At 59.4% G+C, this 25,981-nt stretch carries 25 protein-coding genes, 1 tRNA gene, 1 pseudogene and 1 riboswitch; of the genes and pseudogenes, 15 read left to right on the top strand and 12 right to left on the bottom strand.

The annotated features are described in order from the left end of the window. Positions 1-116: 116 nt before the first annotated feature. A complete protein-coding gene (locus ACB034_RS03320; RefSeq protein WP_371172079.1) occupies positions 117-1,757 on the top strand; it encodes a mechanosensitive ion channel family protein in 1,641 nt (546 codons plus the stop codon). A gap of 133 nt (positions 1,758-1,890) precedes the next feature. Here ACB034_RS03320 and ACB034_RS03315 read toward each other — a convergent pair whose 3' ends face one another. After that, complete coding sequence (locus ACB034_RS03315; protein ID WP_042072799.1) at positions 1,891-3,105, bottom strand: pyridoxal phosphate-dependent aminotransferase; 1,215 nt, start codon at positions 3,103-3,105, stop codon at positions 1,891-1,893. Between the two features lie 393 nt (positions 3,106-3,498). Between ACB034_RS03315 and ACB034_RS03310 the strand changes: the two genes are divergently transcribed. Together ACB034_RS03310 and aqpZ are read left to right on the top strand one after the other, a co-directional pair. After that, the gene (locus tag ACB034_RS03310; protein WP_371172078.1) at positions 3,499-3,711 is read left to right on the top strand and encodes a DUF1653 domain-containing protein; all 213 of its coding nucleotides are present in this window, start codon (positions 3,499-3,501) and stop codon (positions 3,709-3,711) included. A gap of 269 nt (positions 3,712-3,980) precedes the next feature. Then, positions 3,981-4,670, top strand: a complete 690-nt coding sequence (aqpZ, locus tag ACB034_RS03305) for an aquaporin Z (RefSeq protein ID WP_042027418.1) — start codon at positions 3,981-3,983, stop codon at positions 4,668-4,670. Between the two features lie 88 nt (positions 4,671-4,758). On the opposite strand, the gene ACB034_RS03300 is transcribed toward aqpZ, so the two are convergent. After that, positions 4,759-5,466 (bottom strand): lytic transglycosylase domain-containing protein, encoded by a 708-nt coding sequence (locus ACB034_RS03300; RefSeq protein ID WP_042072792.1) that lies wholly within the window; start codon positions 5,464-5,466, stop codon positions 4,759-4,761. Between the two features lie 281 nt (positions 5,467-5,747). Here ACB034_RS03300 and ACB034_RS03295 point away from each other — a divergent pair, with 281 nt between their 5' ends. Beyond that, on the top strand, positions 5,748-6,227 hold the full coding sequence (locus ACB034_RS03295; RefSeq protein ID WP_042027413.1) for a GNAT family N-acetyltransferase: 480 nt from the start codon (positions 5,748-5,750) through the stop codon (positions 6,225-6,227). Here ACB034_RS03295 and ACB034_RS03290 read toward each other — a convergent pair. Beyond that, complete coding sequence (locus ACB034_RS03290) at positions 6,189-6,731, bottom strand: DUF1439 domain-containing protein (RefSeq protein WP_042072791.1); 543 nt, start codon at positions 6,729-6,731, stop codon at positions 6,189-6,191. The genes ACB034_RS03295 and ACB034_RS03290 overlap by 39 nt on opposite strands. A 99-nt stretch (positions 6,732-6,830) precedes the next feature. Between ACB034_RS03290 and cls the strand changes: the two genes are divergently transcribed. After that, positions 6,831-8,312: a cardiolipin synthase gene (gene cls, locus ACB034_RS03285; protein WP_371172077.1), complete on the top strand. Its 1,482-nt coding sequence runs from the start codon at positions 6,831-6,833 to the stop codon at positions 8,310-8,312. Between the two features lie 103 nt (positions 8,313-8,415). Further along, the gene (locus ACB034_RS03280) at positions 8,416-9,678 is read left to right on the top strand and encodes a DUF945 family protein (RefSeq protein ID WP_371172076.1); all 1,263 of its coding nucleotides are present in this window, start codon (positions 8,416-8,418) and stop codon (positions 9,676-9,678) included. Positions 9,679-9,733: 55 nt separating this feature from the next. Here the strand turns inward: ACB034_RS03280 and purU are convergent, their stop codons facing one another. Continuing rightward, positions 9,734-10,570: a formyltetrahydrofolate deformylase gene (purU, locus tag ACB034_RS03275; protein ID WP_042027403.1), complete on the bottom strand. Its 837-nt coding sequence runs from the start codon at positions 10,568-10,570 to the stop codon at positions 9,734-9,736. A gap of 232 nt (positions 10,571-10,802) precedes the next feature. Continuing rightward, a riboswitch (FMN riboswitch) is annotated at positions 10,803-10,960 on the top strand. Positions 10,961-11,065: 105 nt separating this feature from the next. On the opposite strand from purU, the gene ribB reads away from it, so the two are divergent. Continuing rightward, positions 11,066-11,719 (top strand): 3,4-dihydroxy-2-butanone-4-phosphate synthase, encoded by a 654-nt coding sequence (gene ribB, locus ACB034_RS03270; RefSeq protein ID WP_042027402.1) that lies wholly within the window; start codon positions 11,066-11,068, stop codon positions 11,717-11,719. A gap of 224 nt (positions 11,720-11,943) precedes the next feature. Beyond that, entirely contained in the window at positions 11,944-12,186 is a 243-nt protein-coding gene (locus tag ACB034_RS03265) for an Lpp/OprI family alanine-zipper lipoprotein (RefSeq protein ID WP_005334342.1), read from the top strand. A gap of 147 nt (positions 12,187-12,333) precedes the next feature. Here ACB034_RS03265 and ACB034_RS03260 read toward each other — a convergent pair whose 3' ends face one another. Together ACB034_RS03260 and ACB034_RS03255 are read right to left on the bottom strand one after the other, a co-directional pair. After that, positions 12,334-13,182, bottom strand: a complete 849-nt coding sequence (locus ACB034_RS03260; RefSeq protein ID WP_338610576.1) for a tetratricopeptide repeat protein — start codon at positions 13,180-13,182, stop codon at positions 12,334-12,336. Beyond that, positions 13,179-13,901 (bottom strand): 4'-phosphopantetheinyl transferase superfamily protein, encoded by a 723-nt coding sequence (locus ACB034_RS03255; protein WP_371172075.1) that lies wholly within the window; start codon positions 13,899-13,901, stop codon positions 13,179-13,181. Before ACB034_RS03255 ends, ACB034_RS03260 begins: the two co-directional genes overlap by 4 nt. A gap of 275 nt (positions 13,902-14,176) precedes the next feature. Here ACB034_RS03255 and ACB034_RS03250 point away from each other — a divergent pair, with 275 nt between their 5' ends. The 4 genes from ACB034_RS03250 (at position 14,177) to ACB034_RS03235 (ending at position 18,376) form a co-directional block, all read left to right on the top strand. Then, complete coding sequence (locus ACB034_RS03250; RefSeq protein WP_042027399.1) at positions 14,177-14,665, top strand: C40 family peptidase; 489 nt, start codon at positions 14,177-14,179, stop codon at positions 14,663-14,665. 150 nt (positions 14,666-14,815) lie between these two features. Then, positions 14,816-15,760: a 23S rRNA (adenine(1618)-N(6))-methyltransferase RlmF gene (gene rlmF, locus ACB034_RS03245; protein WP_371172074.1), complete on the top strand. Its 945-nt coding sequence runs from the start codon at positions 14,816-14,818 to the stop codon at positions 15,758-15,760. A gap of 244 nt (positions 15,761-16,004) precedes the next feature. Further along, positions 16,005-16,730 carry a MaoC family dehydratase gene (locus ACB034_RS03240; RefSeq protein ID WP_042027394.1) on the top strand — a complete coding sequence of 242 codons (726 nt, stop codon included), beginning with the start codon at positions 16,005-16,007 and terminating at the stop codon, positions 16,728-16,730. A 230-nt stretch (positions 16,731-16,960) separates the two neighbouring features. Then, positions 16,961-18,376 carry a DASS family sodium-coupled anion symporter gene (locus ACB034_RS03235; protein ID WP_061475767.1) on the top strand — a complete coding sequence of 472 codons (1,416 nt, stop codon included), beginning with the start codon at positions 16,961-16,963 and terminating at the stop codon, positions 18,374-18,376. Between the two features lie 76 nt (positions 18,377-18,452). Here ACB034_RS03235 and ACB034_RS03230 read toward each other — a convergent pair whose 3' ends face one another. Next, a complete protein-coding gene (locus ACB034_RS03230; RefSeq protein ID WP_026457253.1) occupies positions 18,453-19,439 on the bottom strand; it encodes a DUF481 domain-containing protein in 987 nt (328 codons plus the stop codon). A gap of 21 nt (positions 19,440-19,460) precedes the next feature. Then, positions 19,461-20,378, bottom strand: coding sequence for a L,D-transpeptidase family protein (locus ACB034_RS03225; RefSeq protein ID WP_042028169.1), 918 nt, complete (start codon positions 20,376-20,378; stop codon positions 19,461-19,463). Between the two features lie 308 nt (positions 20,379-20,686). Here ACB034_RS03225 and ACB034_RS03220 point away from each other — a divergent pair. Further along, positions 20,687-20,776: transfer RNA gene (locus tag ACB034_RS03220), tRNA-Ser, on the top strand. A 99-nt stretch (positions 20,777-20,875) separates the two neighbouring features. Here ACB034_RS03220 and ACB034_RS03215 read toward each other — a convergent pair. The 4 genes from ACB034_RS03215 to ACB034_RS03200 are packed head-to-tail and all read right to left on the bottom strand — an operon-like array spanning position 20,876 to position 24,107. Continuing rightward, on the bottom strand, positions 20,876-21,514 hold the full coding sequence (locus tag ACB034_RS03215; protein ID WP_371172073.1) for a flavodoxin family protein: 639 nt from the start codon (positions 21,512-21,514) through the stop codon (positions 20,876-20,878). Positions 21,515-21,522: 8 nt separating this feature from the next. After that, on the bottom strand, positions 21,523-22,161 hold the full coding sequence (locus tag ACB034_RS03210) for an SDR family oxidoreductase (RefSeq protein WP_371172072.1): 639 nt from the start codon (positions 22,159-22,161) through the stop codon (positions 21,523-21,525). A gap of 49 nt (positions 22,162-22,210) precedes the next feature. After that, positions 22,211-23,140 carry an alpha/beta hydrolase gene (locus ACB034_RS03205; protein WP_371172071.1) on the bottom strand — a complete coding sequence of 310 codons (930 nt, stop codon included), beginning with the start codon at positions 23,138-23,140 and terminating at the stop codon, positions 22,211-22,213. Between the two features lie 49 nt (positions 23,141-23,189). Beyond that, positions 23,190-24,107: an alpha/beta hydrolase gene (locus ACB034_RS03200; protein ID WP_371172357.1), complete on the bottom strand. Its 918-nt coding sequence runs from the start codon at positions 24,105-24,107 to the stop codon at positions 23,190-23,192. 123 nt (positions 24,108-24,230) lie between these two features. On the opposite strand from ACB034_RS03200, the gene ACB034_RS03195 reads away from it, so the two are divergent. Together ACB034_RS03195 and ACB034_RS03190 are read left to right on the top strand one after the other, a co-directional pair. Beyond that, positions 24,231-25,154, top strand: a complete 924-nt coding sequence (locus tag ACB034_RS03195) for a LysR family transcriptional regulator (RefSeq protein ID WP_371172070.1) — start codon at positions 24,231-24,233, stop codon at positions 25,152-25,154. 766 nt (positions 25,155-25,920) lie between these two features. Beyond that, a pseudogene (locus ACB034_RS03190) lies at positions 25,921-25,981 on the top strand (type VI secretion system tube protein Hcp); the annotation flags it as partial.

Genomic DNA, 25,981 nt, shown 5'->3' with positions numbered 1-25,981 from the left:
GGACGGTGTTCCGGCGTGTCACGGATGACGGCAAGATTTGGATTGAGTCGGTTGACCCAATCCCGTGACAGGGCGTGGCCATCATGATGGGACCTGGCGGTCAATAGGGAGAGGTTATGGGGCATAGAGGGATGAGCAGGCTGGCAGGGATGCTGCTGGCCCTGCTCACGGTCAATAGCGGGTGGGCGGCGGAGCCGAGGCTGGAGCCGACCGAGCAGGAGCGGGCCCAGACCCTGACCCTGTTTCACGAGCCCATCGTGATGCTGCAAGCGAAATTCGGCCGCCTGGACGGGGCGGCCCGGGTGCGGATCGTCAAGGAGCGGGTGCAACAGTTGCAGCCCGAGGATTTGACCCATCCAGTGACCGTGGTCAGCTCGACCCGGCTCGGCCAGGAGGCCAGGGAGTTCAGGATCCATGACAAGCACCTGCTGGTGCTGCTGGAAAAGGATCTGGAGTGGCTCGATGAGCTGACCCTGGATCAGGCCGCCGAGCGGGTGCGGGTGAGGCTGGAGAATGTGCGGATCAAGGTGCTGGAGCTGCACTCCAACGCCTATCTGATCAAGGCCGCGGGCAAGACGCTGCTGGTGACCCTGATTTTTCTGGTGGTGGTCCAACTGCTGCGGCGGGGTCACCTGCGGGCGCGCCGCTGGTTTGCCAACAACCTGCTGCAGCAAAAGGGGCTGATCCCCCATCAATGGCGTCAGGTGCTCGGCAATCTGGAGATCCGTGTCATCGGCGTATTCACCTTGCTGGTGATCCTGCTGCTCACCTATGGCTGGCTCACCTATGTGCTGGGACTGTTTCCCCATACCCGGGTCTGGAGCGAGCAGTTGGGCTCCTCCCTGCTGGGGCTGTGCAGCGACATCCTGAGCGGGATCATCGCCGCCATGCCGGGGCTTGCGACCGTGCTGGTCATCTTCGTGCTGACCAAGCTCTTTATCCGCATGCTGGCCGTCATCTTCGAGCGCATCGAGCGCGGCCAGTTCCGGGTGCAGGGGTTGCACTCCGAGACGATAGGGGCGACCCGCCGTCTGCTCTCCGTGGTGATCTGGCTGTTTGCCCTGACCGTCGCCTACCCCTATCTGCCGGGGGCCGATTCGGACGCCTTCAAGGGGGTGAGCGTCTTCTTCGGTCTGATGGTGACCCTGGGCTCGGCCGGGATCATGAACCATGCCATGAGTGGCCTGGTGCTGATCTACTCGCGGGCCCTGCGGCCGGGGGATTTGGTGCAGATAGGGGAGGTGGAAGGGGTCGTCACCGAGCTGAGCGCCCTCTCGACCAAGCTGGTGACCCGTCATGATCACGAGGTGACCCTGCCCAACGCCGTGGTGGTAGGGGGCAAGGTAACCAACCTGAGCCGGCTGTCGAGCGACAAGGGTATCGCCCTGCTCACCAAGGTCACCATCGGCTATGACACGCCCTGGCGCCAGGTGCATGCCATGCTGGAGCTGGCGGCCAGGCGCTGCCAGTTGATCAACCAGGAAGAGGCGCCTCTGGTGCGTCAACTCAATCTGCAGGACTGGTATGTGGAGTACGAGCTGCAAGTACGGATGAAAGAGGGGTTGTTGCCCGGTCCGGTCAGAACCGAGTTGCACGGCCACATCCAGGATGTGTTCAACGAGTTCGGGGTGCAGATCATGTCCCCCAATTTTGTCGCCCAGCCGGAACAAGCGGTGCTGGTGCCCCGGGAGAATTGGTATCAGGCCCCTGCAGTGCCGCCCGCCGAGGTGGCAACCGGGGAGAAAGGGAAGAAATAACTCACAAAGCGGGCCTCGCAGTGCGAGCCTCCCGCCATAAAAAAATCCGAAGCGGTGCAGGCCGCTTCGGATTTTTTATCTTTGCTCTGCGACCGTGGAGAGGAGGCAGATCAAGGCCTAAGTCGCGTCGCCGTTACTGCTTGTAGTCCTTGAGGAAGCGGGCGAGACGACCGATGGCATCCTCCAGCTCCTCTTCCCGGGGCAGGAACACCAGGCGGAAGTGATCCGGCGCCGGCCAGTTGAAGCCGGTGCCTTGCACCAGCAAGAGCTTCTCCTGCTGCAGCAGGTCGAACACCATCTTCTGGTCGTCGCGAATGTCATACACCTTGGGATCCAGGCGCGGGAACATGTAGAGCGCCCCCTTGGGCTTGACGCAAGAGACCCCGGGGATCTCGTTCAAAAGCTCCCAGGCCTTATCGCGCTGGCGGCGCAGGCGGCCGCCCGGCAGGATCAGCTCGTTGATGCTCTGGTAGCCGCCAAGGGCGGTCTGAATGGCGTGCTGCATCGGCACGTTGGCGCACAGGCGCATGGAGGCCAGCATCTCCAATCCCTCGATATAGCCGCGGGCGCGCCCCTTGGGCCCGGTAATGACCATCCAGCCCTGGCGGAAACCACAGGCTCGGTAAGCCTTGGAGAGGCCATTGAAGGTCACTACCATCACATCGTCACACAGGGTGCAGACGCTGGTGTGGGAGATGTCGTCGTAGAGGATCTTGTCGTAGATCTCGTCGGCGAAGATGATGAGGTTGTGCTGGCGGGCGATCTCGATCACCTCCAGCAAAAACTCGCTGCCGTAGACGGCGCCGGTCGGGTTGTTGGGGTTGATCAGCACCAGGCCGCGGGTGCGCGGGGTGATGCGGGCACGGATGTCATCGAGATCCGGATACCAGTCGGCCCCTTCATCGCAACGATAGTGCACCGCGTGGCCACCGGAGAGGGTGACGGCCGCAGTCCACAGCGGGTAGTCGGGGGAGGGCACCAGCATCTCGTCGCCGTTGTTGAGCAACGCCTGCATCGCCATCACGATCAATTCGCTCGCGCCGTTGCCGATGTAGATGTCGTCGATATCGACCTTGCGCATCCCTTTTTGCTGGTAGTACTGCATCACCGCCTTGCGGGCCGAGAAGAGACCCTTGGAATCGCAGTAGCCCTGGCTCTGGGGCATGTTGAGGATGACATCCTTGATGATCTCTTCCGGTGCATCAAAACCAAACGGCGCCGGGTTGCCGATGTTGAGCTTGAGGATGCGGTGTCCTTCGTCTTCGAGACGGCGAGCCTCTTTATGCACCGGGCCGCGGATGTCATAGCAGACATCGTCGAGCTTGTGCGACTTGTCGATAGTGAACATGGTGACTGTGATTCCTTCCCCGTGGGGACGCGTTGGCGAAAAAGGCGGTTTTTAGTATCAAATTTCCCTTCCCCTATTCTTCACAGAATTGAATGCTAGAACAATCTTCTTTTTAGTAGAAATCCCTGATTTTTAGCTCCAAAACAGGGTTATTAAAAAGTTAAATTCAGCATGATCGTTTGTGTGATATCGGGATCGCCAGTGAAAGATGATGGGTTGATTAACAAAGCTACCTGACTGTGTTGAAATTATCACGCTCTCTGGCACGATTGGCTTGCGGAAAAATTCGTCTTCCACTCCCCGTTTTTGACAGCAAATCGGCGGGATGGCGTGAGCCAACCCATGCACGCCTGTGTCATCGTTTCATTTCGTTCAATCCCAGGAGGGATCTCCATGCATGCACCCGTACCCGGCCGTTATCGTCACTTCAAGGGGGGGCTTTATCATGTCCTCACTCTGGCCTTGCACACCGAAACCGGGGAGCAGCTGGTGATCTATCGCTCCGAGCAGGATGGCGAGGTCTATGCCCGTCCCGTGGCCATGTTCATGGAGTGGATTGAACATCAGGGAGAGGTGGTGAGCCGCTTCACACCGGTCGGGGAGTGAGGGGGAAGCGCGTCCCCGGAGGTGGGCAAGCGGTCTGATGGAGTCAAAATGGTCATAAGTTGTCGCATGAAACTTATCCTCATGAGGCCGGCACTTCGCGGCACTACTGATAAATGCCTTATCTAATCAATGCTTTGTGATGTGAATCACAAATTTTGAACATCCCGGGCAGGGTTCGCATCCCGGATTCACACTCCCATAATGTCGCACCTGTTAAATTGTGGGCTCTGTACGGAGCTTTTAAGTGTCACTTTATGGGGAGAAATCGCGTGAGACCTGTTGCTGCCGAATTTATTGGAACCTTCTGGCTGGTGCTGGGAGGATGTGGAAGCGCCGTATTGGCGGCGGCCTTTCCGGATGTCGGGATCGGTCTGCTGGGGGTCGCCCTGGCCTTCGGCCTGACGGTACTGACCATGGCTTTTGCCATCGGTCATATCTCGGGTTGCCACCTCAATCCGGCGGTCACCGTGGGATTGTGGGCGGGTGGCCGTTTTCCGGCGACCGGGGTCGTGCCTTACATCGTGGCCCAGGTGCTGGGCGGCATTGTTGCAGCCGGCGTGCTCTATGTGATTGCCAGCGGCCAGGCCGGATTTGATCTCTCCGCCGGGTTTGCCTCCAACGGGTATGGCGAACACTCGCCGGGTGGCTACACCCTGACGGCTGCGCTGGTGTGCGAAGTGGTGATGACGGCTGTCTTCCTGTTCGTCATCATGGGGGCGACCGACAGCCGCGCGCCGGCCGGTTTTGCACCGATCGCCATCGGCCTGTGCCTGACTCTGATCCACCTCATCAGTATTCCGGTGACCAACACCTCGGTCAACCCGGCCCGCAGTACCGGTGTGGCCCTGTTTGTCGGCGACTGGGCGACCAGCCAACTGTGGCTGTTCTGGGTTGCGCCGATTGTCGGGGGCATTCTGGGGGCACTGGCCTATCGTCTGGTGGCTGACGAGCAGAAGTAAGCGCTCGCCATAACATGTGTGGTCTCGACACGCCTGCGGGCGTGTTTTTTGTTTTTGCGGGGTTGGTGAGAACGAGAAACGACGAGGACTAGAGCCCCTTGGCCTGCAGCATCTCTTTGTAGCGCTGGTGGAGCAGCTGGACGCGTTCTACATAGGCCCGGGTTTCGGCATAGGGGGGGATCCCGCCATGCTTTTGCACGGCGCCCGCGCCGGCGTTGTAGGCGGCCGTCGCCAGTGCCACGTTGCCATCGTACAGTTTGAGCAGCCCCGCCAGGTATTTCACCCCGCCAAAGATGTTCTGCTCCGCCAGCAAGGCGTTGCCAACCCCGAGCTCCCGCGCCGTGGCAGGCATCAGCTGGGTCAGCCCCATGGCCCCCTTGCGGGAGATGGCCAGCGGGTTGAAGGCGGATTCGGCATGGATCAGGGCGCGGATCAGGGCTGGCTCCACCTGATAGGCCTTGGCGGCCGCCTTGATGGTGCTGGCATAGTCGTAGAGAAACAGCCCCGTGGTCTGCCAGTTGACGCGAGAGTCGGGATTGCAGGCGAAGCAGTCATTGAACAGCAGCAACTCATAATGGCCCTGCTCCGGGATCATATCGGAGTAGCGGGTTACTCCGTTTTGCTGCACCGATTTATAGACATGGATCTGCTTGCTGCCGGCGGGAGGGGCCGGTTGGGGGGCGGGTTCCACTTGCGCGACGGGCTGTGGCTCGGAGGTTACAAAGACCACCTCTGCCGGGAGAGGTGTCTGGCTCCAGCCCGGGATGGGGATCAACAGTAGATGGCTCGCCAGCATCCATGCTTTCAAGTGCGTGCTCCTTGTCGTGTACAACTGCTTGAGTAAAGCATCATGGCCAGATCGGGACAAGCGCTGAACGGCAGGCTGGGGCCGATTGGGTGAGGCGGGTCACAGCCTGTGACACCGGATGGGGCAGAGGTGCGGCTTTGCCCGCGCCGACGCTTTTTTGTCGCGGGCAGGCGTGCTATCTTGCTGGGTCAATCTGGTCGGATTAGTCCACAATATCTGACATTACCAATTGATTAGCAAAGGATTTGTTTGTGACTCGCACGCCGGCAATGGAGCTTACCTTCGAAGAGTACTGCGACGCCGACCTCTCTCTTATCAGGGATTATTACGAAACGACCTTCTCCCACTATGTGCCAGATCTGGCCGAGCGGATCTTTGTCGTGCGTGATGCCCACTGGCTGGTAGGAGCGGTCAGGTTGCGGGACGAAGACGAGTTCTATCACCTGTGCGGGTTTCGCTTGCTGCCTCATTACCAGTCTCTGGGGCTGGGCTCGCGGCTGCTGCAGTATGCCTGCGACGGCCTGGCTGACAAGCCGGTGGTGTGCCAGGCACTGCCCTTCGAGAAACCCTTTTACCTCAAGGCCGGCTTTGTCGATATGCGGCTCGATCGTCTGAGAGGCGCCCTTCACTCCCTCTATGAGCGGCAGTTGCAGCAGGGTTATCAGGTGGAGTTGCTGGTGCGACAGAGCGCACCAGCAGAGATGGGCTGGTTAGCGGGGATTAGTCAGCAAGTGGATTTTGCCCGGTGACAGCTCCACCCCCAGCAGGTTCTCCTTGAGCCAGGCCTGCTGCGGATCCTTGTCGTCAAGCCGATAGACGGGCTGGGTCTCCAGGCGTTTTTCCATGCTCTGCAGCAGCATGCCGAGCATGAGTCCGAATTTTTGCTGGGCGGCTTCCGGCTCCAGCTTGTACTCCACCAGCTTCATATTGTCGAGAAACAGGGCACTCTGGCTCTTGTCGTAGCGGGGCCTCGCCTCGTAGGTCATCTGCAGGCTGGCGTCATATTCGGTGTTGTCCGGCAGCGCTATTTTCAGCTTCCCCTTGCCATAGACACGGGCGGTATCCGGCTGCTGGCGACCGATCTGGACGTCGCTCTGCTCCAGCAGTACATGGGCCTTGATGATGCCGGGCAGTTCCAGTTGTTTGTCGACCTTGACCTGGGATTGCAGGTACTGGTTTATCTGTTGTTCATTGATGTCATATGAGCCTTGACCTAGCATGGCCAGGCTGAGCAGCATAGATTGCAGGATCATGGATGAGACCTGATTGAATGGATGTGCCCTACAGCATACCATTCTGGCCTGATGGGGTCTGCCCACCGTTCTGTTTGTCGATTAGAAGAGGAGTTCCCGTTGTTTAACGGTCTGGAACACGATCTCCAACTGCTGTTTTCCCGTTTTCTGGGTTGGCTGCTGCTGTTATTTCACACCGTCATCGTGGCCGGTGTGTCGCTTAGGGTGGTGATGAAGCGTCGTCCCATCGGGGTGTCGCTGGCCTGGCTGGCCCTCATTTATGCCATCCCGTTTGCCGGGGTGGGGTTCTACGTCCTGTTTGGCGAGATCCGGCTCGGCCGTCGCCGCGCCGAGCGTGCTCAGGCCATGTACCGCCCTTATGCCATCTGGATCCGTCAGCTGGCCCGTCTGTTTCCCCAGCACTGCTGCGAGGTGGGGGCCAAGGCCCAGCCGCTTCATGATCTGATCCAGGGCCGCCTGGCCATGCCTATGCTCTCCGGCAACCGCATGACCTTGCTCAACAAACCGGACTGGATCCTGCGGGAGATCGCCCAGGATATCCGCCGCTCTACGCTCTCCTGCTATCTGGAGTTCTATATCTGGCACCCTGGTGGCGATGCTGACATGGTGTGCGAGGCCCTGATGGAAGTGGCACAGCGCGGTGTGGATTGTCGTTTGCTGCTCGACTCGGTGGGCAGCTCGCAGTTTTTCCGCTCCCCCTGGCCCAAGAAGCTGCGCAAGGCGGGGGTCAAGCTGGTGGAGGTGTTGCCCGTCGGTGCCTGGCGCATTCCGTTCCAGCGCCAGGATCTGCGGATGCACCGCAAGCTGGTGGTGATCGACGACAGGGTTGGCTACACCGGCTCCATGAACATGGTGGATCCCCGTTTCTTCAAGCAGGATGCCGGGGTCGGCCAGTGGGTCGACATCATGATCCGGGTGCAGGGACCCATGGTGCCCCTGATGTGGTCCATCTTCGTCTGGGACTGGGAGATGGAGACCGGCGAACGCCTGCTCGATAGCCTGCAGCACGAACCCGAAGCCTGGCCCCAGACCGATTATCGCGCCCAGCTGATCCCCTCCGGCCCCTTCGTCGGGGGAGACTGCATCCAGCAGAGCCTGCTGCTGGCCATCTACCAGGCTCATAGTCACCTGGTGCTCACCACCCCCTATTTCGTACCGGACGATCCCCTGGCTGCGGCCCTCAGCTCGGCGGCAGCCCGTGGCGTGCAGGTGCAACTGGTGCTGCCGGCGCGCAACGACTCCATCATGGCCAACTACGCCTGCAATGCCTTTATGGAGGAGCTGCTGGAGGCGGGGGTGGAGATCTATCGCTACGATGCCGGCCTGCTCCACACCAAGAGTGTGCTGGTGGACGATGACTTCGCGCTGGTGGGCACGGTCAACCTGGATCGCCGCAGCCTCTGGCTCAACTTCGAGGTGACCCTGCTGGTGGACAATCCGGCCTTTGTCGCCCAGATGAACCAGCTGGTGCAGGGGTATATGGTGGAAGCCACCCCCATGACCCTGGCCCAGTGGCATGCTCGCCCCTGGTACAAGAAGGTGATGGAGAATATCTTCTATCTTTTCAGTCCCCTGCTGTGACCAGCATGACGAGCTCTGGCACGGGATTTCCGTTCATTGGGCTTGCCTGGTCGGGAGCTGGCCCCGTAGAGTGCAGTGACAATCCCTGGAGACTCATCAACATATGAAAAAAATAGTGGCCCTGGCCGTCGGCGCGGCACTGGTAGGTGGTGGTTTGGCGGCGTGCTGGTATACCGGCAACAGCTTCGATCGCCTCATGACGGAGCAGATTGCCAAGGTCAAGCATGACAGTGGCCTCGATCTGGCCTGGGTGCCTGGTAGCAGCAATCTGTTCACCCGGGACGGCGTGCTCAAGCTGGTGATCTCGCCCCAGGAGATGGCGGCGTTTGACGGTGGCATGGGGGGCGATCAGCCGCTGGAGCTGCAATTTACGGTCAACAGCCGCATCCTGCCGCTCTATATCAAGAGCCATGCCTTGCTCGATACCCGGCAGGGGTCGCTGGCCCCTGTATTCAGCGCTCTCAAAATGGAGCAGTGGCAGTTCGGCATGGAGTCGTTGAGCAGCCTCTGGACCATGAGCAACAGCAGCCGTTTCTGGGCTAACGAGTTCAAGGTCAAACAGGGGCTGGATGAATTCAGCTTCCTGCCGCTCAATGGCGAGTATCATGGGGATTTGGACGGCAACGGCCATATCACCATGAGCTGGCAGGGGATGACGGTGCATGAAGAGCAGAACAAGCTCGATCTGGTGTTGGCAGACATGAAGGGGAGTGCCGATCTGGCCGAGATCAGCGGCATCCTGCTGGCGCCCCAGAGCGAGATGACCCTAGCGGCGCTGACGCTGCAATTGCCCGATAGCGCCAGGATTGCCCTGCAGGGGATGAGCACCCAGACCCAGATCAAGGGCAACGACGCCCAGACCCTCTCCAGCACCTATCAGATGAAAATTGCCAAGCTCAATCTGGAGAACGAGTCCGATGCCCTGGCGGTGACCGACGCCTCGCTGGCAGTCAGCCTCAATGGCCTGGATCTGGAGGGCTACCAGGGGCTGCAGGCGGCCGGTGGCCAGGGGATCGACGAAGTGGCGGTCCAGCAGGCACTGGACAAGATGCTCAAACGTGGTGCCAGCCTCGAGCTGACGGACCTTGGCGCCAAGCTCAATGGCGAGCCCGTCACCATTAAGGGAGAGGCGACCCTGGCCCCGAGCTCGCTGGAGCAACTGTTCAACAGCGAGCAGGGGATGCAGGCGCTGACCGGGGTGCTGCACGCCAGCCTTGGCGACAAGCTGGGCAAGGCGGTACCACAGCTGGCACCCATGCTCGATCAGCTGACCCTGATGGGTTATCTGAAGGCGCAGCCGCCTCACCTCAACGCCGAGCTCAAGCTCACCAAAGAGGGCGTGACGGTCAACGATCTGCCGCTCTGACATCGCCGTAATACAACAAAGGCTCCCAAGGGAGCCTTTGTTGTATTGGATGGGGTTACTTGAACACCACCGTCTTGTTGCCGTAGACGAACACCCGCTCGTGCAAGACCAGCTCCAAGGCGCGGCTCAGTACCGACTTTTCCACATCCCGTCCGGCTTTGGCCATGTCATCGGCGGTGAAGGTGTGATCCACGTGGATCACGTCCTGCTCGACAATGGGGCCTTCATCCAGATCGTCGGTGACGAAATGGGCGGTGGCGCCGATCAGCTTGACTCCGCGATCGAATGCCTGGCGATAGGGGCGGGCACCGATGAAGGCGGGCAGGAAGGAGTGGTGGATGTTGATGAGTTTGCGCGGGTAGGCGGCGACGAAGCTTGGGGTCAGTACCCGCATGTACTTGGCCAGGATCACGTAATCGGGATCATAGCTGTCGATGATGGCGCGCACCTGCTCCTCGTGCTCGGTGCGGCTCAGCTCGTCGTGGCTGACGGTATGAAACGGGATATCGAACTTGCCGGTAAGCTCGGCCAGGGTGTCGTAGTTGCCGATGACAGCGACTATGTCCATGTCCAGCGCGCCGGCGTAGTTCTTCATCAGGATGTCGCCGAGGCAGTGAGCCTCCTTGGTCACCAGGATGACGATGCGTTTCTTGCCAGCCTTGACCAGGCGGCGCAGGGCCCCGAGCGGCAGGGCATCATCGAGGTCGGCCAGCAGGGTCTCGTCATTGAAACGCCCTTCCAGCTCGGTGCGCATGAAGAAACGGCCATTCTCGTGGTCAACGAACTCATCGTTCTTGATGATATTGAGCTGATGCTTGTAGCAGATGTTGGTGATCTTGGCGATGAGGCCCTTGGCGTCCGGGCAGTCCGTCAACAGTATTTTCTTTTCCATCTCTGTCATTTTCCGTTTGTGGTGTTGGCGCCTGTCGGGCTGGGCAGGCGGCGCGTTTTTTCAGGCACTATGCCACAAACAAATTGAGGCTATAAAGAAATTCGGCGGCTCGTCATGGTCTTCTGGGTCAGGGCGGTCTGAGTCTGCAACAGACGAGTCCTTCCATAGTCGGTTTTCGCGTTGACAGGGATTTGGGCTGGTATCTGCAACCGTTTTTCTTTAGGCTGTCCGGGCTTATTCTCAGGGCGGGGTGAAATTCCCCACCGGCGGTATCCCGATTGACTCGGGGAGCCCGCGAGCGCCCGACCCCGGTTTGACACCGGGTCGGGGTCAGCAGATCCGGTGAGATGCCGGAGCCGACGGTTACAGTCCGGATGAAAGAGGATAAGACAGACTTTTGCAGGCAAGCCCCCCGCGGGCCAGCCGCTGCATGCCTATCTCTGTCTGCCTTTCCGTGCCCTGATTCTGGTCCTTGTCTTGTTTAGGAGTTTTACCATGAATCAGTCTCTACTCAGTGAATTCGGTGATCCCGTTGCCCGTGTCGAAGCAGCGCTCGAGGCCTTGCGTGCCGGTCGTGGCGTTCTGGTTGCCGACGATGAAGATCGGGAGAACGAGGGCGACCTCATTTTCGCCGCGCAGTCCATGACCAACGAACAGATGGCGCTGATGATCCGCGAGTGCTCCGGCATCGTTTGCCTCTGCCTGACCGATGAGCGGGTGCGCCAGCTCGAATTGCCCATGATGGTGGAGGCCAACTCCAGCCACTATCAGACCGCATTCACCGTCACCATCGAGGCGGCGCAAGGGGTCACCACAGGGGTTTCCGCCGCCGATCGCATCACCACCATCCGCGCCGCCATTGCCGATGGCGCCAAGCCGGGGGATCTGCATCGCCCGGGCCATGTTTTCCCGCTGCGGGCCCGCACCGGCGGGGTCTTGACCCGTCGTGGTCACACCGAGGCGACGGTCGATCTGATGCAGCTCGCCGGGCTCAAACCGTTCGGCGTATTGTGTGAGTTGACTCGGGAGGATGGCTCCATGGCGCGGCTGCCGGATCTGGTCACTTTTGGTCGCAAGCATCAGATGCCGGTCTTGACCATCGAGGATTTGGTGCAATATCGCCAATTGTTGTCAGAACAAACCGCCTGAGGCTCATACGAAATTGTAATAAGGGAAGTTTTTGGTTAGTCTTTGTGCGTACCCCGGTTACGTGACACTCATTTTTGGTCGATTCTGGGTAAAAAATGCTCGGTCGAAAAAAAATGAGGGTTTTAATGCATTTATCTGTGCCGGGGGCTATGCAAAGTATGATTTTTTTGTGCCATAATCACGCCGCTTGCTAAACGTCTGGCGAGTTCAAGGGAGCTTTAAAAATGAAAAAATTGTTGTTGGTAGGTGTTGTTGGTCTGTCCGCTCTGCTGGGTGGTTGCGCTAACACCAGCGAACTGGAAACCTCTGTTCAGAATCTGTCTAACAAAGTTGACCAGCTGGCTCAAGATGTTAGCGCAGTTCGTGCTGATCAGTCCAAGATCGCTGCTGATGTTGCTGAAGCCAAGCAAGAAGCTATGCGTGCTAACCAGCGCATCGACAACATGGCTACTTCCTACAAGAAGTAATCCATGCAAAAAAATGGCGCAGCAATGCGCCATTTTTTTATGTCTGAAATTCACCAATTTTTTACCTGACGTTCACTTCCTGACCCATGAGGTCATGCCGGTTTCCCGGCACTCCCCCACGTAATTCCACACGTTATTTCGCGTCTCTCAATAGAGCAGGCTGTAGAGTTTGCGACGATAGTTTTGCGCCGCCGGCGTACTGCCCATGGTCGCCAGAATATCGAGATAGGTTTTTCTGGCATCGCCAAACGCCAGATCCCGCTTGAGAATGCTCAACAGCAGCCCCAGCGCCTCTTCCTGACGTCCCGCCTGGTTGTATTGCACCGCCAGATCCTGAGCCAGGGCAAAATCATCCGGATGTTCGGCGTAGCGCGCCTCCAGTGCCCGCAGCTCAGGGCTGTCGGCAGCTTGCAGTGCTAGGGCAAGCCGTGAACTCAGGGCATGGTAGTGAGCATCCTGCGCCACCATGGGGATCTGACCGAGGCGTTCCTGCGCTTCATCCAGCAGATTGAGGTCGAGCGCCGCCTGAATGAGCCACAGGCTGATATCGTGACGTTCAGGGGCCAGCTGGTGGGCCTTGCCAAGATGGGTATAGGCGATGCTGGGCTGCTCGTCGGCCAGCGCCTGCTGGGCCTTGGCCAGCAGCTCTTCCTCCTCCTTGGGGGCGAAGGCGGCAAAGAACTGGCGCAGGGTAGCTTCATCCTGCGGGCCTTCGATGATCGCCTGTTCGTCGGGGCGGCCTTGATGGAACAGCACCAGGGCGGGCAGGGCGCGCAGCCCGAGCTGGCTGGCCAGCGGCTGCAGCTGGGGATCGTTCATGTCCACCTTGGCCAGGGTCACCTGCGGGTTGGCAGGGCCGACCAGAGATTCGACCAGCGGGGTCATTCCCTGGCATTCCGGCATCTGCGGCGCATGGAAGTAGATGACGACCGGCTTCTTCATGGAGGCATCGATCAGTTCGGCGTGAAAATTCTGGGGAGTAATGTCGACGATCATGAGTTGGACTCTTCAGAGAGGGTGTTGAACAAGATGGGGCTGATAGCATGGCAATTCAAGCGTTCATCCAGCCGGTAGCAGTGAACCTGGGAATGGCTGGCCGCAATGCTCAACCAGCCGCTGGCAAATGGCCAGTCCTGCACCTGGTAGCGCGTGTCATCCAGCCGGTTGTCGAGACGCCACCCCTCTTCCGGGAGGAAACAGATCTTCTCAAGCCCGGCGGCGATGCCGCCACCATGGGCTTTGAGCACCGCCTCCTTGCGTGACCAGAGCCGATAAAAGGCACTCTCTTGCTGAGCGTCTGGCAGCTGACTGAGCCAGCTGTATTCGCTCTTGGCATAGAAGCGCCGGGCAAGGGGCAGGGGACTGCGGCGGCGCATGCCCAGCTCGAGATCGACCCCGAGCGGCCCCTGCGCGCTCAGGGCCAGCACCAGCCAGGGACCGCTGTGGCTGAGGTTGAAATGCCAGGCATCATCCTGCAGCCGTGGCTTGCCATGCTCCCCCTGGCCAAAGTGCAATTCACTGGCCGGTTGCTGCAGCCGTTCGGCCAGAAGCTGGCGCAACAGGCCCCGGCTGACCAGGTACTCCTGGCGCCGCGCCGGCAGCGTTATCGAGTGCCAGATATCTCTCTCTTCGGCGGATAACAGGGTGGTCAGCCGGGTGAGCTGGGCTTCATGGATGTCTGCCGGTCTTAACAAAAAAAGATCCGTGGCGGTCATAATTTTTCACTTTAAAAAGGGGCTGAAACAGGGATAAAAGTCAGTTTTCTATGAGGCCCGAGGCAATTTCGGGGATTGTATATTGTTTGTTCATGATCACATTAATTATGAAAAACAACGCATTTACTTGCAAAAATGTGACCTCGATAGGGATTTTCACTTGCCTCGATAGAATTCTTGGATATAGTCGAGTGCTGTTGCCTTATGAATTGCCCTTTGGGGCCGTATTTTAACAAGATTTACGCTTTTACGGGGATAAAGGATTGCGCCACCTGATGCTACTGCTGGTCGCGCTCGGTATGGTGGGTTGTGCTTCGGCACCCCAGCCCGAGGTCGCGAGCAAGATTGAAGTTGCCATGATGGAACCCGTTGTCGAACCGGAACCGTCGCAAACACCGGATGTGAACGAAATTCTGACCGTGTACAAAGAGTGGCGCGGTACACCCTACCGTTATGGTGGCACCACTGAACGTGGTATCGATTGCTCGGCGTTCACCCGCGAAGTATTCCGCAATGCCATCGGCATCGAATTGCCCCGGGATACCCGCTCCCAGGTTCATGAAGGCGCTCGCGTCGCCAAGCAGGATCTGGTCGAAGGGGATCTGGTTTTCTTCAAGATCAATCGTCGCCTCAATCATGTCGGCATCTATGTGGGTAATGGCGAGTTCATCCACGCCTCCACCCGAGCCGGGGTAACGCGCTCCAAGCTCGACAGTGCTTACTGGCGCAGCAAGTTCTGGCAGGCACGCCGGATCGATATCTGAGTCAGGCTGGACAAACGGCTCGCGGTACGGACTGTTTTTCCAACCTCACTTGAACCGGGCTCTCGCAGCCCGGTTTTTTATGGCCGTCATTTAGACTTTACCGCCTCAAGTCACTATAGTGTGGCCCCCGTTTTCCTCGGCAGACCCAATATGACATCGCACAGTGACCGCAAATCCGGACTCCATCCCCGCAACCGTCATCAGGAGGGTTACGACCTTGAGGCACTCTGTCTGGTGACTCCCGAGTTGGCAGCCCATGTGTTCACCAACGACTATGGCAAGCGCACCATCGACTTTGCCGATCCGGTGGCCGTCAAGGCGCTGAACAAGGCGCTGCTGGCACGTCACTATGGCATTGCTCATTGGGATCTGCCTGCCGGTTATCTTTGCCCGCCCATCCCGGGGCGCGTCGACTATCTGCATCGAGTGGCGGATCTTCTGGCCGAGAGCGCAGGGGAGGTGCCCACCGGCAAACAGGTACGGGTGCTGGATATCGGGGTCGGTGCGAACTGCATCTATCCACTGTTGGGGGCTCGAGAGTATGGCTGGCGCTTCGTGGGGGCGGATATCGATCCCGTATCGGTCAAGGCAGCGACCCTGCTGGCCGCCAGCAATGGCCTCGGCAAACAGATAGAATGTCGCCTGCAGACCAATGCCAGGCAGGTTTTTCGCGGCATCATTGGGCCCAGGGAGCCGTTTTCGCTGACCCTTTGCAACCCGCCGTTTCACGCCTCGCTGGAGGAGGCGAGCAAGGGAACCGAGCGCAAGCTGCGCAATCTGGGCAAAGGAGAGGCGGGCAAGCCGGTGCTCAATTTCGGCGGTCAGAAGGCCGAGCTCTGGTGCGAGGGAGGCGAGGCGGCCTTTCTGGCCAACATGATTGGTCAAAGCAGGGAGTTTGCCGGCCAGTGCCTCTGGTTCAGCTCCCTGGTTTCGAAGAAAGAGAACCTGCCTGCGGCGAAAAAAGCGTTGGGGCGGGTCGGCGCCGTCGACGTGCGGGTCATCGACATGGCACAGGGGAACAAGATCAGCCGGGTATTGGCCTGGACGTTCCTCGACAAGGCCGCTCGAACAGCCTGGTGGTCCAGAACCCGATGAGTTGTTTTTCACAAGGCCCGGCAGGGCCTTTTTTGATGACTTTTTTGGTTGTTTTTTAGCTAAATCAAGGCGTTTTGCCATCCGAACCCAGCTTGGCAGATTATCTTTATTTAGGGCCTGTAAGTAGTCACTTTCGCCTTGGTACAGTTGTACGCCGAGATTTTTTTGCACTTTCACCTGTAACTTTAATAAAATAGGACTGGTTAGACCTCTTATAGGCATTGAATCGAATAGGGATCGGTAGATGAAAGTTGTCGATTTTCTGAAGCACAAGCGCGAAATTTTGGCGCAGCACCCCTTTGAGCTCAAGGATTGGCTCTCTCCGGCGATCCGCGACTACTGGCGTGAGTTTCAGCAAAAGGCACACCTGCATCCTTTGCTGGGGCGCGTGCTCGACCCTCACGGTGAAACCCAGCACGGTCAGCAGCAAGAGTCCGTCGCCGTCGCCCAGGTTGCCAATGGCCAGCCTGCCATGGTGCAGGAGCCGGCCATCGAGCTGGACGAGGCCGCTGCCGCACTCTATGCCGAGTTGCAGGGCCGTATCGGTGAAGAGACTCACGTCGGTGAATGGCTCCATGTCAGCCAGCAGATGATCGATCAGTTTGCTGCGGTGACGGGGGATCACCAGTGGATCCACACCAATCCCGAGCGTGCCGCCGCCGAGTCGCCCTTCAAGACCACCATCGCTCACGGCTTCCTGACCCTGGCGTTGCTGCCGCAGTTGACCGGTTCGGTTGACGAGAGCACTCCCGAGTTTCCCACCGCTCGCATGGTGGTGAACTTTGGTCTCGACCAGGTGCGTTTCCCCTATCCCATCAAGGTGGAGAGCAATATTCGCGCGCGCACCAAACTGGCCCGCGTCACCCCCATCAAGGGTGGGTTGGAGCTGCTCAAGGAGATCAAGGTGGAGATCGAAGGGATCCGCCGTCCCGGCTGCGTCATCGAGTCGGTGACCCGCATCTATTTTTAATCACGTCTTCGCAGTGAATCGTTGAACGGGCCCGCTTTGTCGGGTCCGTTTTTGTATCCAGCGAAGAGAGGGTGGTCTGCCCATGACAGCCAGTGTCATGAACAGCTTGATATGACTCACAAAACCGGTGTCGTCGCAGTTAGCCAGCTCTCATTTTGATAAGACGGCGAACTGATGAGATAGCATTTTATGCCACCATTGAATCCTTGCTCCCTATCCTGGAGAAAATAGTGCCAATTAATCACAAGATTATTCTGCCTGTGCTGCTCAGCCTGTTTATCCTGCTGATCCCGACCCATTGGATCCCGTTGGAGGGGATCACAGTGGTGGAGCAGCGGGTTGTCGCCATCTTCGTGCTGGCCGCACTGTGCTGGATCCTCGAGCCCATCCCCATCTTCGCCACCTCGGTCCTGATCATAGTGCTGGAGCTGCTGCTGCTCTCTGACAAGGGGCTCTGGTTCATGACGGCCGACAAGGGCGAGACCGGCTTTGGCACCTTGCTGACCTCGACCGAGATCATGGCCACCTTTGCCTCCCCGGTCATCATGCTGTTTCTCGGTGGCTTCTTTCTGGCCATTGCCGCGACCAAATATCATCTGGACGTGAACCTGGCCCGGGTGCTGCTGCGCCCCTTCGGGCGCAATCCGCGTGTCGTCATGCTGGGTCTCATGCTGATCACCGCGACCTTCTCCATGTTCATGAGTAATACCGCGACCACGGCCATGATGCTGGCGATCCTGGCGCCGGTATTGGCGGTGTTTCCCGACAAGGATCCCGCCAAGATCGGGTTTGTGCTGGCGATTCCCCTGGCGGCCAACCTGGGGGGGATAGGCACACCAATTGGCACGCCCCCTAACGCCGTGGCTCTCAAGTACCTGACCGGTGAGCATGCCATCTCCTTTGGTCAGTGGATGGGATTTGCAGTGCCCTTCGTGGTGCTGTTGCTGCTGCTCGGCTGGTTCCTGCTTGGGCGTTTCTATCCCAGCCAGCTCAAGCAGATGGATCTCAAGATTGAGGGGCGCTTCATGCAAACGCCCCGGGCCTGGGTGGTTTACCTCACTTTTATCCTGACCATAGTGCTGTGGCTGATGGGTGACCTGCACGGCATGAGTTCCTATGTGGTCGCCATGATCCCGGTGGCGGTATTCCTCATCACGGGCATTATCACCAAGGAGGATTTGCACAGGATCTCTCTTGACGTGTTGTGGCTGGTATCGGGCGGTATCGCGCTGGGTCTGGCGCTGGAGGATTCCGGACTGGCGGAGCGGCTGATCACCCATATCCCGTTCCATGAATACTCTACTCTGGTGGTGCTGGTAGGCGCCTGTCTGCTGGCGGTAGTGATGGCCAACTTCATGTCCAATACGGCGACGGCCAACCTGCTGTTGCCGCTGGTGGCGGCCCTGGCCGTCAGCATGCCGGGATTGGCCGAGTGGGGTGGCAGCCACACTCTGATCCTGGCGGTTACCATTTCAGTATCCCTTGGCATGTCCTTGCCGATCAGTACGCCACCCAATGCGCTGGCCCACGCAACCGGTCTGGTGGAGAGCCACCAGATGGTGCGGATCGGCGTCATCATGGGGTTGGTTGGCACTGTTCTGGCCATGGTGTGGATCTACCAGATTGCCGCCTGGGGTCTGATTTGAACCCGGGTCATGCAATAGTAAAGGGGAGCCATCACGGCTCCCCTTCTTTATATGGCTGTATTTGACAGTCGCTTGCCTAGAAACTGGCACCCAGGCTGATCAGATGGCGGATCTCGCTCTCCTTGAGGCTCTGCTCTACCCCCTCATACCGGATCTCCCCATCCTGCCAGTCGAGCTCACTCGACCAGGAGAGGCGGATATTGTCGTTGAGGTAGTAACGCAGTCCTATGCTGCCATTGATATCCTGCTCCAGGGTGACATAGGGGGACGGCTGTGACAGATATTTCAAATAAGTCCCCTTGCTGAACAGTTCTAACTGCTGTTGCCAGAGCGAGAATGGCTGACGGTAATCCCAGCCCAGGCTACCGATGGGGTAGCTGATGATGCGGGAATCAAACAGGCGCAGGCCTGTCCAGCTGCCGTCGCGAAAATAGGTGCGTTGTATGCCCGCTTGGGCAATCAGTTCGAGCCGCCTGCGCTTGTCGTTCCAGAAGCGGTAACCGGGACCCGAGCTGAAGTCCAATTGGAGGTAGTTCTCATCCAGCATGTCGTACTCGGCATTGAGGGAGTTGCGGACAAACCAGTGATTGTTGAAGAAAAAATCCAGGGTCGGGTTGAGTTTATAGTCGTGGCTGTTGGTCTCGCCATTGGCGGTTTCGTAGTTGTACTCCCCTGACAGGCTGTAACGCCAGTCGAGGTTGGCAACCTCCGTCTTGCCCTTGATGTTGATGTCGTTGGTGCGGGTCTCGTTCTCCTTGAGCTTGATATTGAGATCGCCATTACCGGTCCAGAGCCAGGCATTGCGCTCATCCTCGTCCCCCTGAAACAGCGGTATGCCCCCCTTGGCCGTGGCTCTGGGTTTGTCCTGCTTCTCCAGCCGCCAGCGTTTGACTGCTTCCCGTTTGATCGTCACGGCCTGGCTATAGGGCAGGGCGATGCGCACCGACTCATCGGTGATCTCCTCTATGGTTCCGGTCAGGCGATCGCCGTTGCGCATCCAGAGAATGTCCTTGGCCCATGAGGGAGGGCTTGCCAGCATGAACAGGAGGAGCAGGTATCTCATGAGCGATGATGACTCCGGTACTTAGCCGCTGATGGGGCGGGGCAGCCCGTTCTTGCTGTCCAGTGCGGCGGTGACATCGGCCTGAGTAACCTCGGGCGCGCTGATAAATTGCTCGATGGCCGGTGACAGAACCAGAGGGGCGCCATTTTCGAGTTCTTCCTCGGTACGGGACAGGGGCGAATGCACCTCCAGCCAGCGCCGGCCATCGGGTTCGATGGCGACCTTGACCGGCTGGTTGATGACCCGTACCGGTGTGCCGACGGGCACTATCTTGAACAGCGACTCTATGTCATCCGGACGCAGACGGATGCAGCCGGCGCTGACCCGCAAACCGACGCCAAACTCCTTGTTGGTGCCGTGGATCAGATAATCCCGGTTGCCATAGCCCAGCCGCATGGCAAATTTGCCAAGGGGGTTTTCAGGACCGGGGGGAACGACCGCCGGCAGGGAGATCCCTTTTTGTTCCAGCCAGGACTTGCGCACCATGGGGCCGGGCACCCAGGTCGGGTTCGGCTTTTTCTCTATGATGGTGGTGGTCATCTCCGGGGTTTCACGGCCGACATCGCCAATCCCGATGGGCAGCACGATCACCTCGTCCTTCCCCTTGGGGAAGTAGTAGAGACGCAGCTCGGGCAGGTTGATGACTATGCCCTCCCGGGGCACATCGGGCAGCAGCATCTGGGTGGGCAGGGTCAGCCGGGTGCCCGGGGTGGGCAGATAGGGATCAACACCCGGGTTGGCCTCAAGCAGTGCCAAAAAACCGGTGTGGGTATTTTTCCCGACCAGTTCCAGATGATCGTTGGGTTGGACTATGTAGTCCTCCAGCTCGCCGATGAGACGGCTGTTGGCGGGCGGGAGAGGGTAGGTCTGGGCCAACACCTGAGTGGTGCAGAGCATGGTCATGGTCAGCAGGAAGGAGAGAGCAGATTTTATCGGCATGAGGCTTTCCATCAATTCACATCTTTATATCGGGGCGGACATGTCGTCATTTCGCCAAGGAGGGACGCCGATTGTTCCTGAATCGGCCGAGGATTTCCAGTCTGCCTACCGGGTTCCATGCTGCAGAGGGGGCGTAACCGGCCTGAACGCGGTCATTTCTGTCATGTTGCCGGCAATATGAAGACAAAATGGGTTTTCGTCCGGAACACTCCGAGAGGAAGCCTGGCGCTCCTTTTATGTTCAGTCGTTTGATATTAAAGATATTTTTATTGCATTCTCCGGGCACCTTGGGTAAAAACTCTCCTCACGGAGAGATGCCGGAGTGGCCGAACGGGATTGACTCGAAATCAATTGTGGTAGCAATACCACCCAGGGTTCGAATCCCTGTCTCTCCGCCACATCTCAAGCCCACGCCAATGCGTGGGCTTTTTCATTGGGCGCTTGCCCCTCCCGGCTCCTGGTCGTTTTTTCCCTGAGAAGGGAGGATTCCCGAGCGCTTAAGGTTTGGGCAGCCAGTCGTCGATTGCCGCCACCATCTGATCGGGTGTCAGCTGGCGGGTCATTCGCCCCCGCAGCACATGTCGATGGGCGAAGGATTTGGCGCCACGGGCCATCACCTTGGCCTTGAGTGCCTCGATGTGCTCTTCACCGAGGTGGCTGTTGTAGGTGTTGAACAGCACCACATCCTTGCCATCGAAACGGTTGTGCTCGACGAAGGCCCAGATAGGCGGCGCCGGGCTGTAGAGCCAGACCGGGGAGCCGAGCCACACAGTATCGAACGGAGTCAGATCGAGGGTGCGCGGCACGATATCGGGCAGTGCCTCTGGTGCATGCTTCAATGCGTTCGCATCGCCGAGGGCCTGCACCAATCCCCCGGGGCCGAGCCGATAGGCGGGGGCATCCAGCGCAAAGAGCCGGGCCCCGAGCCGATTTGCCAGGTGGCGGGCGGCCAGCGCCGTATTGCCCGAGCGGGAGAAATAGACCACCGCCGTGCGGGGGCTCGCCACCTGCGGGCTATCTGCCTCCACCCCGGCCAGCTCATAAGCCTGCCGACGCTCGATAAAGGAGACCGCCAGCAACACGACTACCACGGCGGCGGCCAGCGTGCCAAGGGCGATAAAGGCCCAGTTCATCATCCTTGACCTCACATAAAGTACGGCTTGTCGCCCTCGCTGCCGGGTTGGTGGATGCCAAGGTTCTCCCCCAGATGCAGTTCGGGCGAGACCAGGATCCGGGTGATGAGATCCCCCACGCTCCTGCGCGACACCACTGTGCCCTGGAAGGGCTGGCCCTTGGCGGTCAGTGCGTAATCCACTTCATCCTCATCGGTCAACCAGGCCGGGCGCAAGATGGTGTAATCCAGCCCCGATGCCTCGATGGCGTCCGCCGCGCGTCGGTAGGGTTTAAGCTCCTCGCCGATGATGCCACGATTCCACTCGCCGAACTTGCCGGGCACCTCGTCGTAGATCCCAAGCGACAGCACGAAGACCAGGCGCTTCACCCCGGCGGCCCGCATGGCGGCGATGACCGCCTGGGCCTGCTTGTCCAGGTTGTCGCCACTGAGGTTGGCGTAGACGATCTCTTGTCCTGCCATCGCCTCCTTGAGCAGCGGCTTGTCCAGCACGCTGCCGATCACCACCCTGGCGTTGGCCGGCTCACGGCCGCTCAATTTTTTGGGATCGCGCAGCAGCAGGGTCTGGCGGATGTCGCCCTGCCCGGCGAGCCCCTTGACCACCCACCTGGCTATCTGGCCGCTGGCGCCGAGGATCAGTACGTTTCGCATATCGGTTTACCTTGTCGCTTGAATGGGTGGGGATGCCCCCACCGCGGGATCACAGGGTGCGCTGGAAGAAGGGCACGAGGCTTGCCATGGCGATGGCCACCGGCTCGGCTTTGTCGTAGAGGTCGTAATGGGACCAGCCTTCGGCCACGACAATGTGCTTGTCGGTGGAGGCGGCGCGGCCGTAGATCTCCCAACCATCCCGATAGGCCCCAAAGCCCCCCGCCTTGTCGCCGATCACCACCATCAGCGGCTGGGTCAGCAGCACCTCGGCATGGAGGAAGGCATCCCACCCCATGGCGGCGCCGGTGAAGGACATCAGCTGGCGGGTCGCGCCATGGGGCTGCTGACCGCGCGCCGTCTTGTAGTACTCGGTGGCCTCCAGTACGTCGATGTCGGTGATGCCTGCCGCGGTGGCCGCCGCCACGGACGCCGGCAGCAGATCGGCGGGCTCTGTGGCGATCCCTTGTGCCTGCGCCGTGCGCATCCGGGCTATGCTCTGGGCCAGCTCAAGAGGTTTGAACTGGGCGAAGCCTTCACGGATCAGGCGGCCATAGTTGACCCCGGTGATGGAGGCCAGCGCCTTGAGGCGGTGATCCGTGATGCCCGCATGGATGGTGTAGGCGCCGCCGCCGCACACGCCGATGGCGCCGATGCGATCGCTGTCCACATAAGAGAGGGATTGCAGGTAGTCCACCGCGAAGCGGATGTCGGAGACCCGAATGGCCGGATCCTCGATAAAGCGCGGCTCACCGCCGCTGGCGCCCTGGAAGCTGGCGTCGGGCACCAGCACCACGAACCCCGCCGCAGCCAGCCCCTTGGCGTAGACATTGCCGGCGGTCTGCTCCTTGCAACTGCCGATGGGGTGAGTGCTGACGATGGCCGGGTAGCGTTTTTGCTCGTCGAAATCGGGCGGCAGGTAGAGATCGGCCGCCGTCTGCCAGCCCAGGTTCTGATAGGTCAGGTTCAATACATGGCTCATGATGATGCTCCTCGATAAGCGAGAGGGGTCTCCCCCTCTCGCGGGCCGATTAGTTCAGGGTTCGCAGGAAGAAGGGGGCCAGCTTGGCGACGGCCTCGTCGACATAGCGGGGCACATCGTAGAGGGACATGTGGTTGGCCCCCTCCACCACATGCAGGGCCTTGTCAGTGCTCGCGGCGCGCGCCAGCAGGTCATCGCTCATCCACTTGCTGCCAGCCACACTGCCTGCCACCGCCAGGATCGGCTGGGTCAGGAAAGCCTCCGCCTTGTGATAGGCGTCGTAGGTGATGATCTGGTTCAGGTTGCGGGTCAGCGCAAAGCCCGGCGCGTTGGGGTGCTCGCAGCGCGGGGTGTGGTAGTACTCCCAGGCTTCGCGCAGCTCCTCGTTGGGGGCATCCTCTTCACGCAGGGGGGCCAAGGGGATGGTGGCGTAGCCGCTGCCTGCCGCATCCGTGGTGCGCGCCTGGGAGCCGAAGTCCAAATACCCCATGGCATCGGCATCCTTGACGCTGTTGTCCCAGCCATTGCGGAACATCTGGCCGATGTTGACCGCGCTGACCATGCCGAGCGCCTTGATGCGGCGATCCTGGATGGCGGCATTGGCGCTGTAGCCGGCACCGGCGCAGATGCCCATGGCCCCGATCCGGTTCTCATCGACATAGGGCAGCGTGGTCAGGTAGTCCACCACGGCGCTGACGTCCTCGGTGCTGACGTGGGGATTCTCCAGCTGGCGCGGCTCGCCCGAGCTCTCGCCCTGATAGGAGCGGTCAAAGGCGATGGCAACGAGGCCCTGCTCGGCCAGCTTGCTGGCGTACAGGCCCGCAGTCTGCTCCTTCACCCCGCCGCCGGGGTGGGAAACCACGACCGCCGGGTACTGCTTGCGCTCATCGAAGTGCGGCGGGAAGTGAACGATGGCGGCCATAGTGATGCCTTGGCCGTTGCGATTGGGGAAGGTGACATGGGACATGGTCGGGCTCTCCGTTAGGTTCAGGGTCGTCATGCTTGACGCGAGTTCGAGCTAATAGTAGTAAGTCTATTGAGCTAGATATACGCACCTATCCAGACATGACTGATTAGCCAGGCTAAACAAATGCCCATAGAACCTTCACTCGTCGCGTCACTGACGTGGTTTGCCCACATCGCCCGCCACCGCAGCTTTACCAAGGCCGCCACCGAGATGGGGGTGACCCGCGCCGCCCTCTCCCAGCACCTGAAGGGGCTGGAGCAGCAGCTGCAGGTGCGGCTGCTCAACCGCACCACCCGCGACATGTCGCTGACCGAGGAGGGACGGCGCCTGCTGGACGTGCTGCAACCCTCCCTCACGGCCATCGAGCGGGTGGTGAGCGAGCTCAATGACTCCCACCTTGAGCCCTCGGGCCTTATTCGCATCAACAGCTCGCGCATCGCCGCCAGGTTGCTGATCGAGCCGCACATGGGGGAGTTTCTGGCGCGCCATCCCAAACTGCGGCTGGAGCTGGTGATGGCGGACGGGTTTTCCAACATCATCGCCGACGGGATGGATGCCGGCATTCGCCTGGGGGAGAGCCTGGATGAACACGTGGTGGCGGTGCCTATCACCCCCCCTCTGACCATGGCCATCGTCGGCTCACCCGACTATTTCAGGCAGCATGGCACGCCGCAGACCCCGGGGGATCTCACCCGGCACAACTGCCTGGCCTACCGCTTCACCTCCAGCAATACCATCGACCGCTGGTCGTTTACCTCCCCCGATGAGGAGCAGCACACCCAGATCGTCGATCCCAAGGGCAACGCCGTGTTCAACGACGACGACAGCATGCTGCAGGCGGCCCTGCAGGGGGTGGGGTTGGTCAAACACCTGGATCTGCGGGTGCGCCAGCACCTGAGTGACGGATCACTGGTGCGGGTGCTCGCCCCCTGGTGCCCCCCCTTCCCGGGGTTTTATCTCTATGTGCCCTCGCGGGCCCAGATGCCGGCCAAGATCCGGGCGCTGATGGACTTTCTGGTGGAGAAGCGCGAAGGGATTGCCAGGTAGCGTGCGCAAGAGCTTGCTTGGTGAAATGTCTCCGCCACATTCCAAGCCCGATCTCTTTAAGGAGTGGGCTTTTTTATTTGATTGTCTTGGTCTTTCTTCCTGTATCGGTCGTTGCATGCCAATCCCGCCGGGCGCTTGTGAGCGTTTGCTACCCATAGTCCCGCTTCCTGCGATTGGCTCATGTTGTCTACATGCCCGCTTTTGTAACTAGCTGTAGGCATCCTCTCGACCTATCCCTTGCGTAACGCAATTTTCTATGACTCATCGGATGCACTTCACAGTTGGGCTGGAAAAACAGGCGTCATTCGGTGACGGTTGTTTTTCATCAGTGGGGGTCTCTGGGAGCGCAGGAAAAGTCACGGAAGCAGTTCATTGACCCTCGTGTATCTATGACGGTGACAGCACCACGATTGTTCTGAGGTGTGAGGAGGACACTCGCATCATGGTGATTTGGGCTGCTGGCATCAACGCGGAAAGCGTGCACCTGTGCCGGTGCAATATTGCGAGTGGCTAAATTGTCGCCATTGCAGTGAATCGTTCTGAACTGCGCAATGTATTGCGTATTTACCAGATTTAAAAACTGGATGGGCAACGATTGACGATGTATTGAGTGAGATAAAGCAAAAAATTGCTTGTTGTTGCATGGTGCTTAGCGCGAATCATTGATAACTGATTGATAGGTAATGAAATTTATAGATGGCATGGACGCTGCTAACAGATTCGCTCGAGTGCTATCTCATTTCACTAATCTATCAGGAGCATATCCATGCCAACTCCATGTTATATCAGCATCGAAGGTAAAACCCAGGGCAACATCACCGCGGGTG

Origin of the sequence: Aeromonas sp. S18(2024), assembly GCF_041402525.1 — a bacterium.
Taxonomy (GTDB): Bacteria; Pseudomonadota; Gammaproteobacteria; order Enterobacterales; family Aeromonadaceae; genus Aeromonas; species Aeromonas enteropelogenes.
This window is presented reverse-complemented; position numbering and strand designations above follow the sequence as displayed.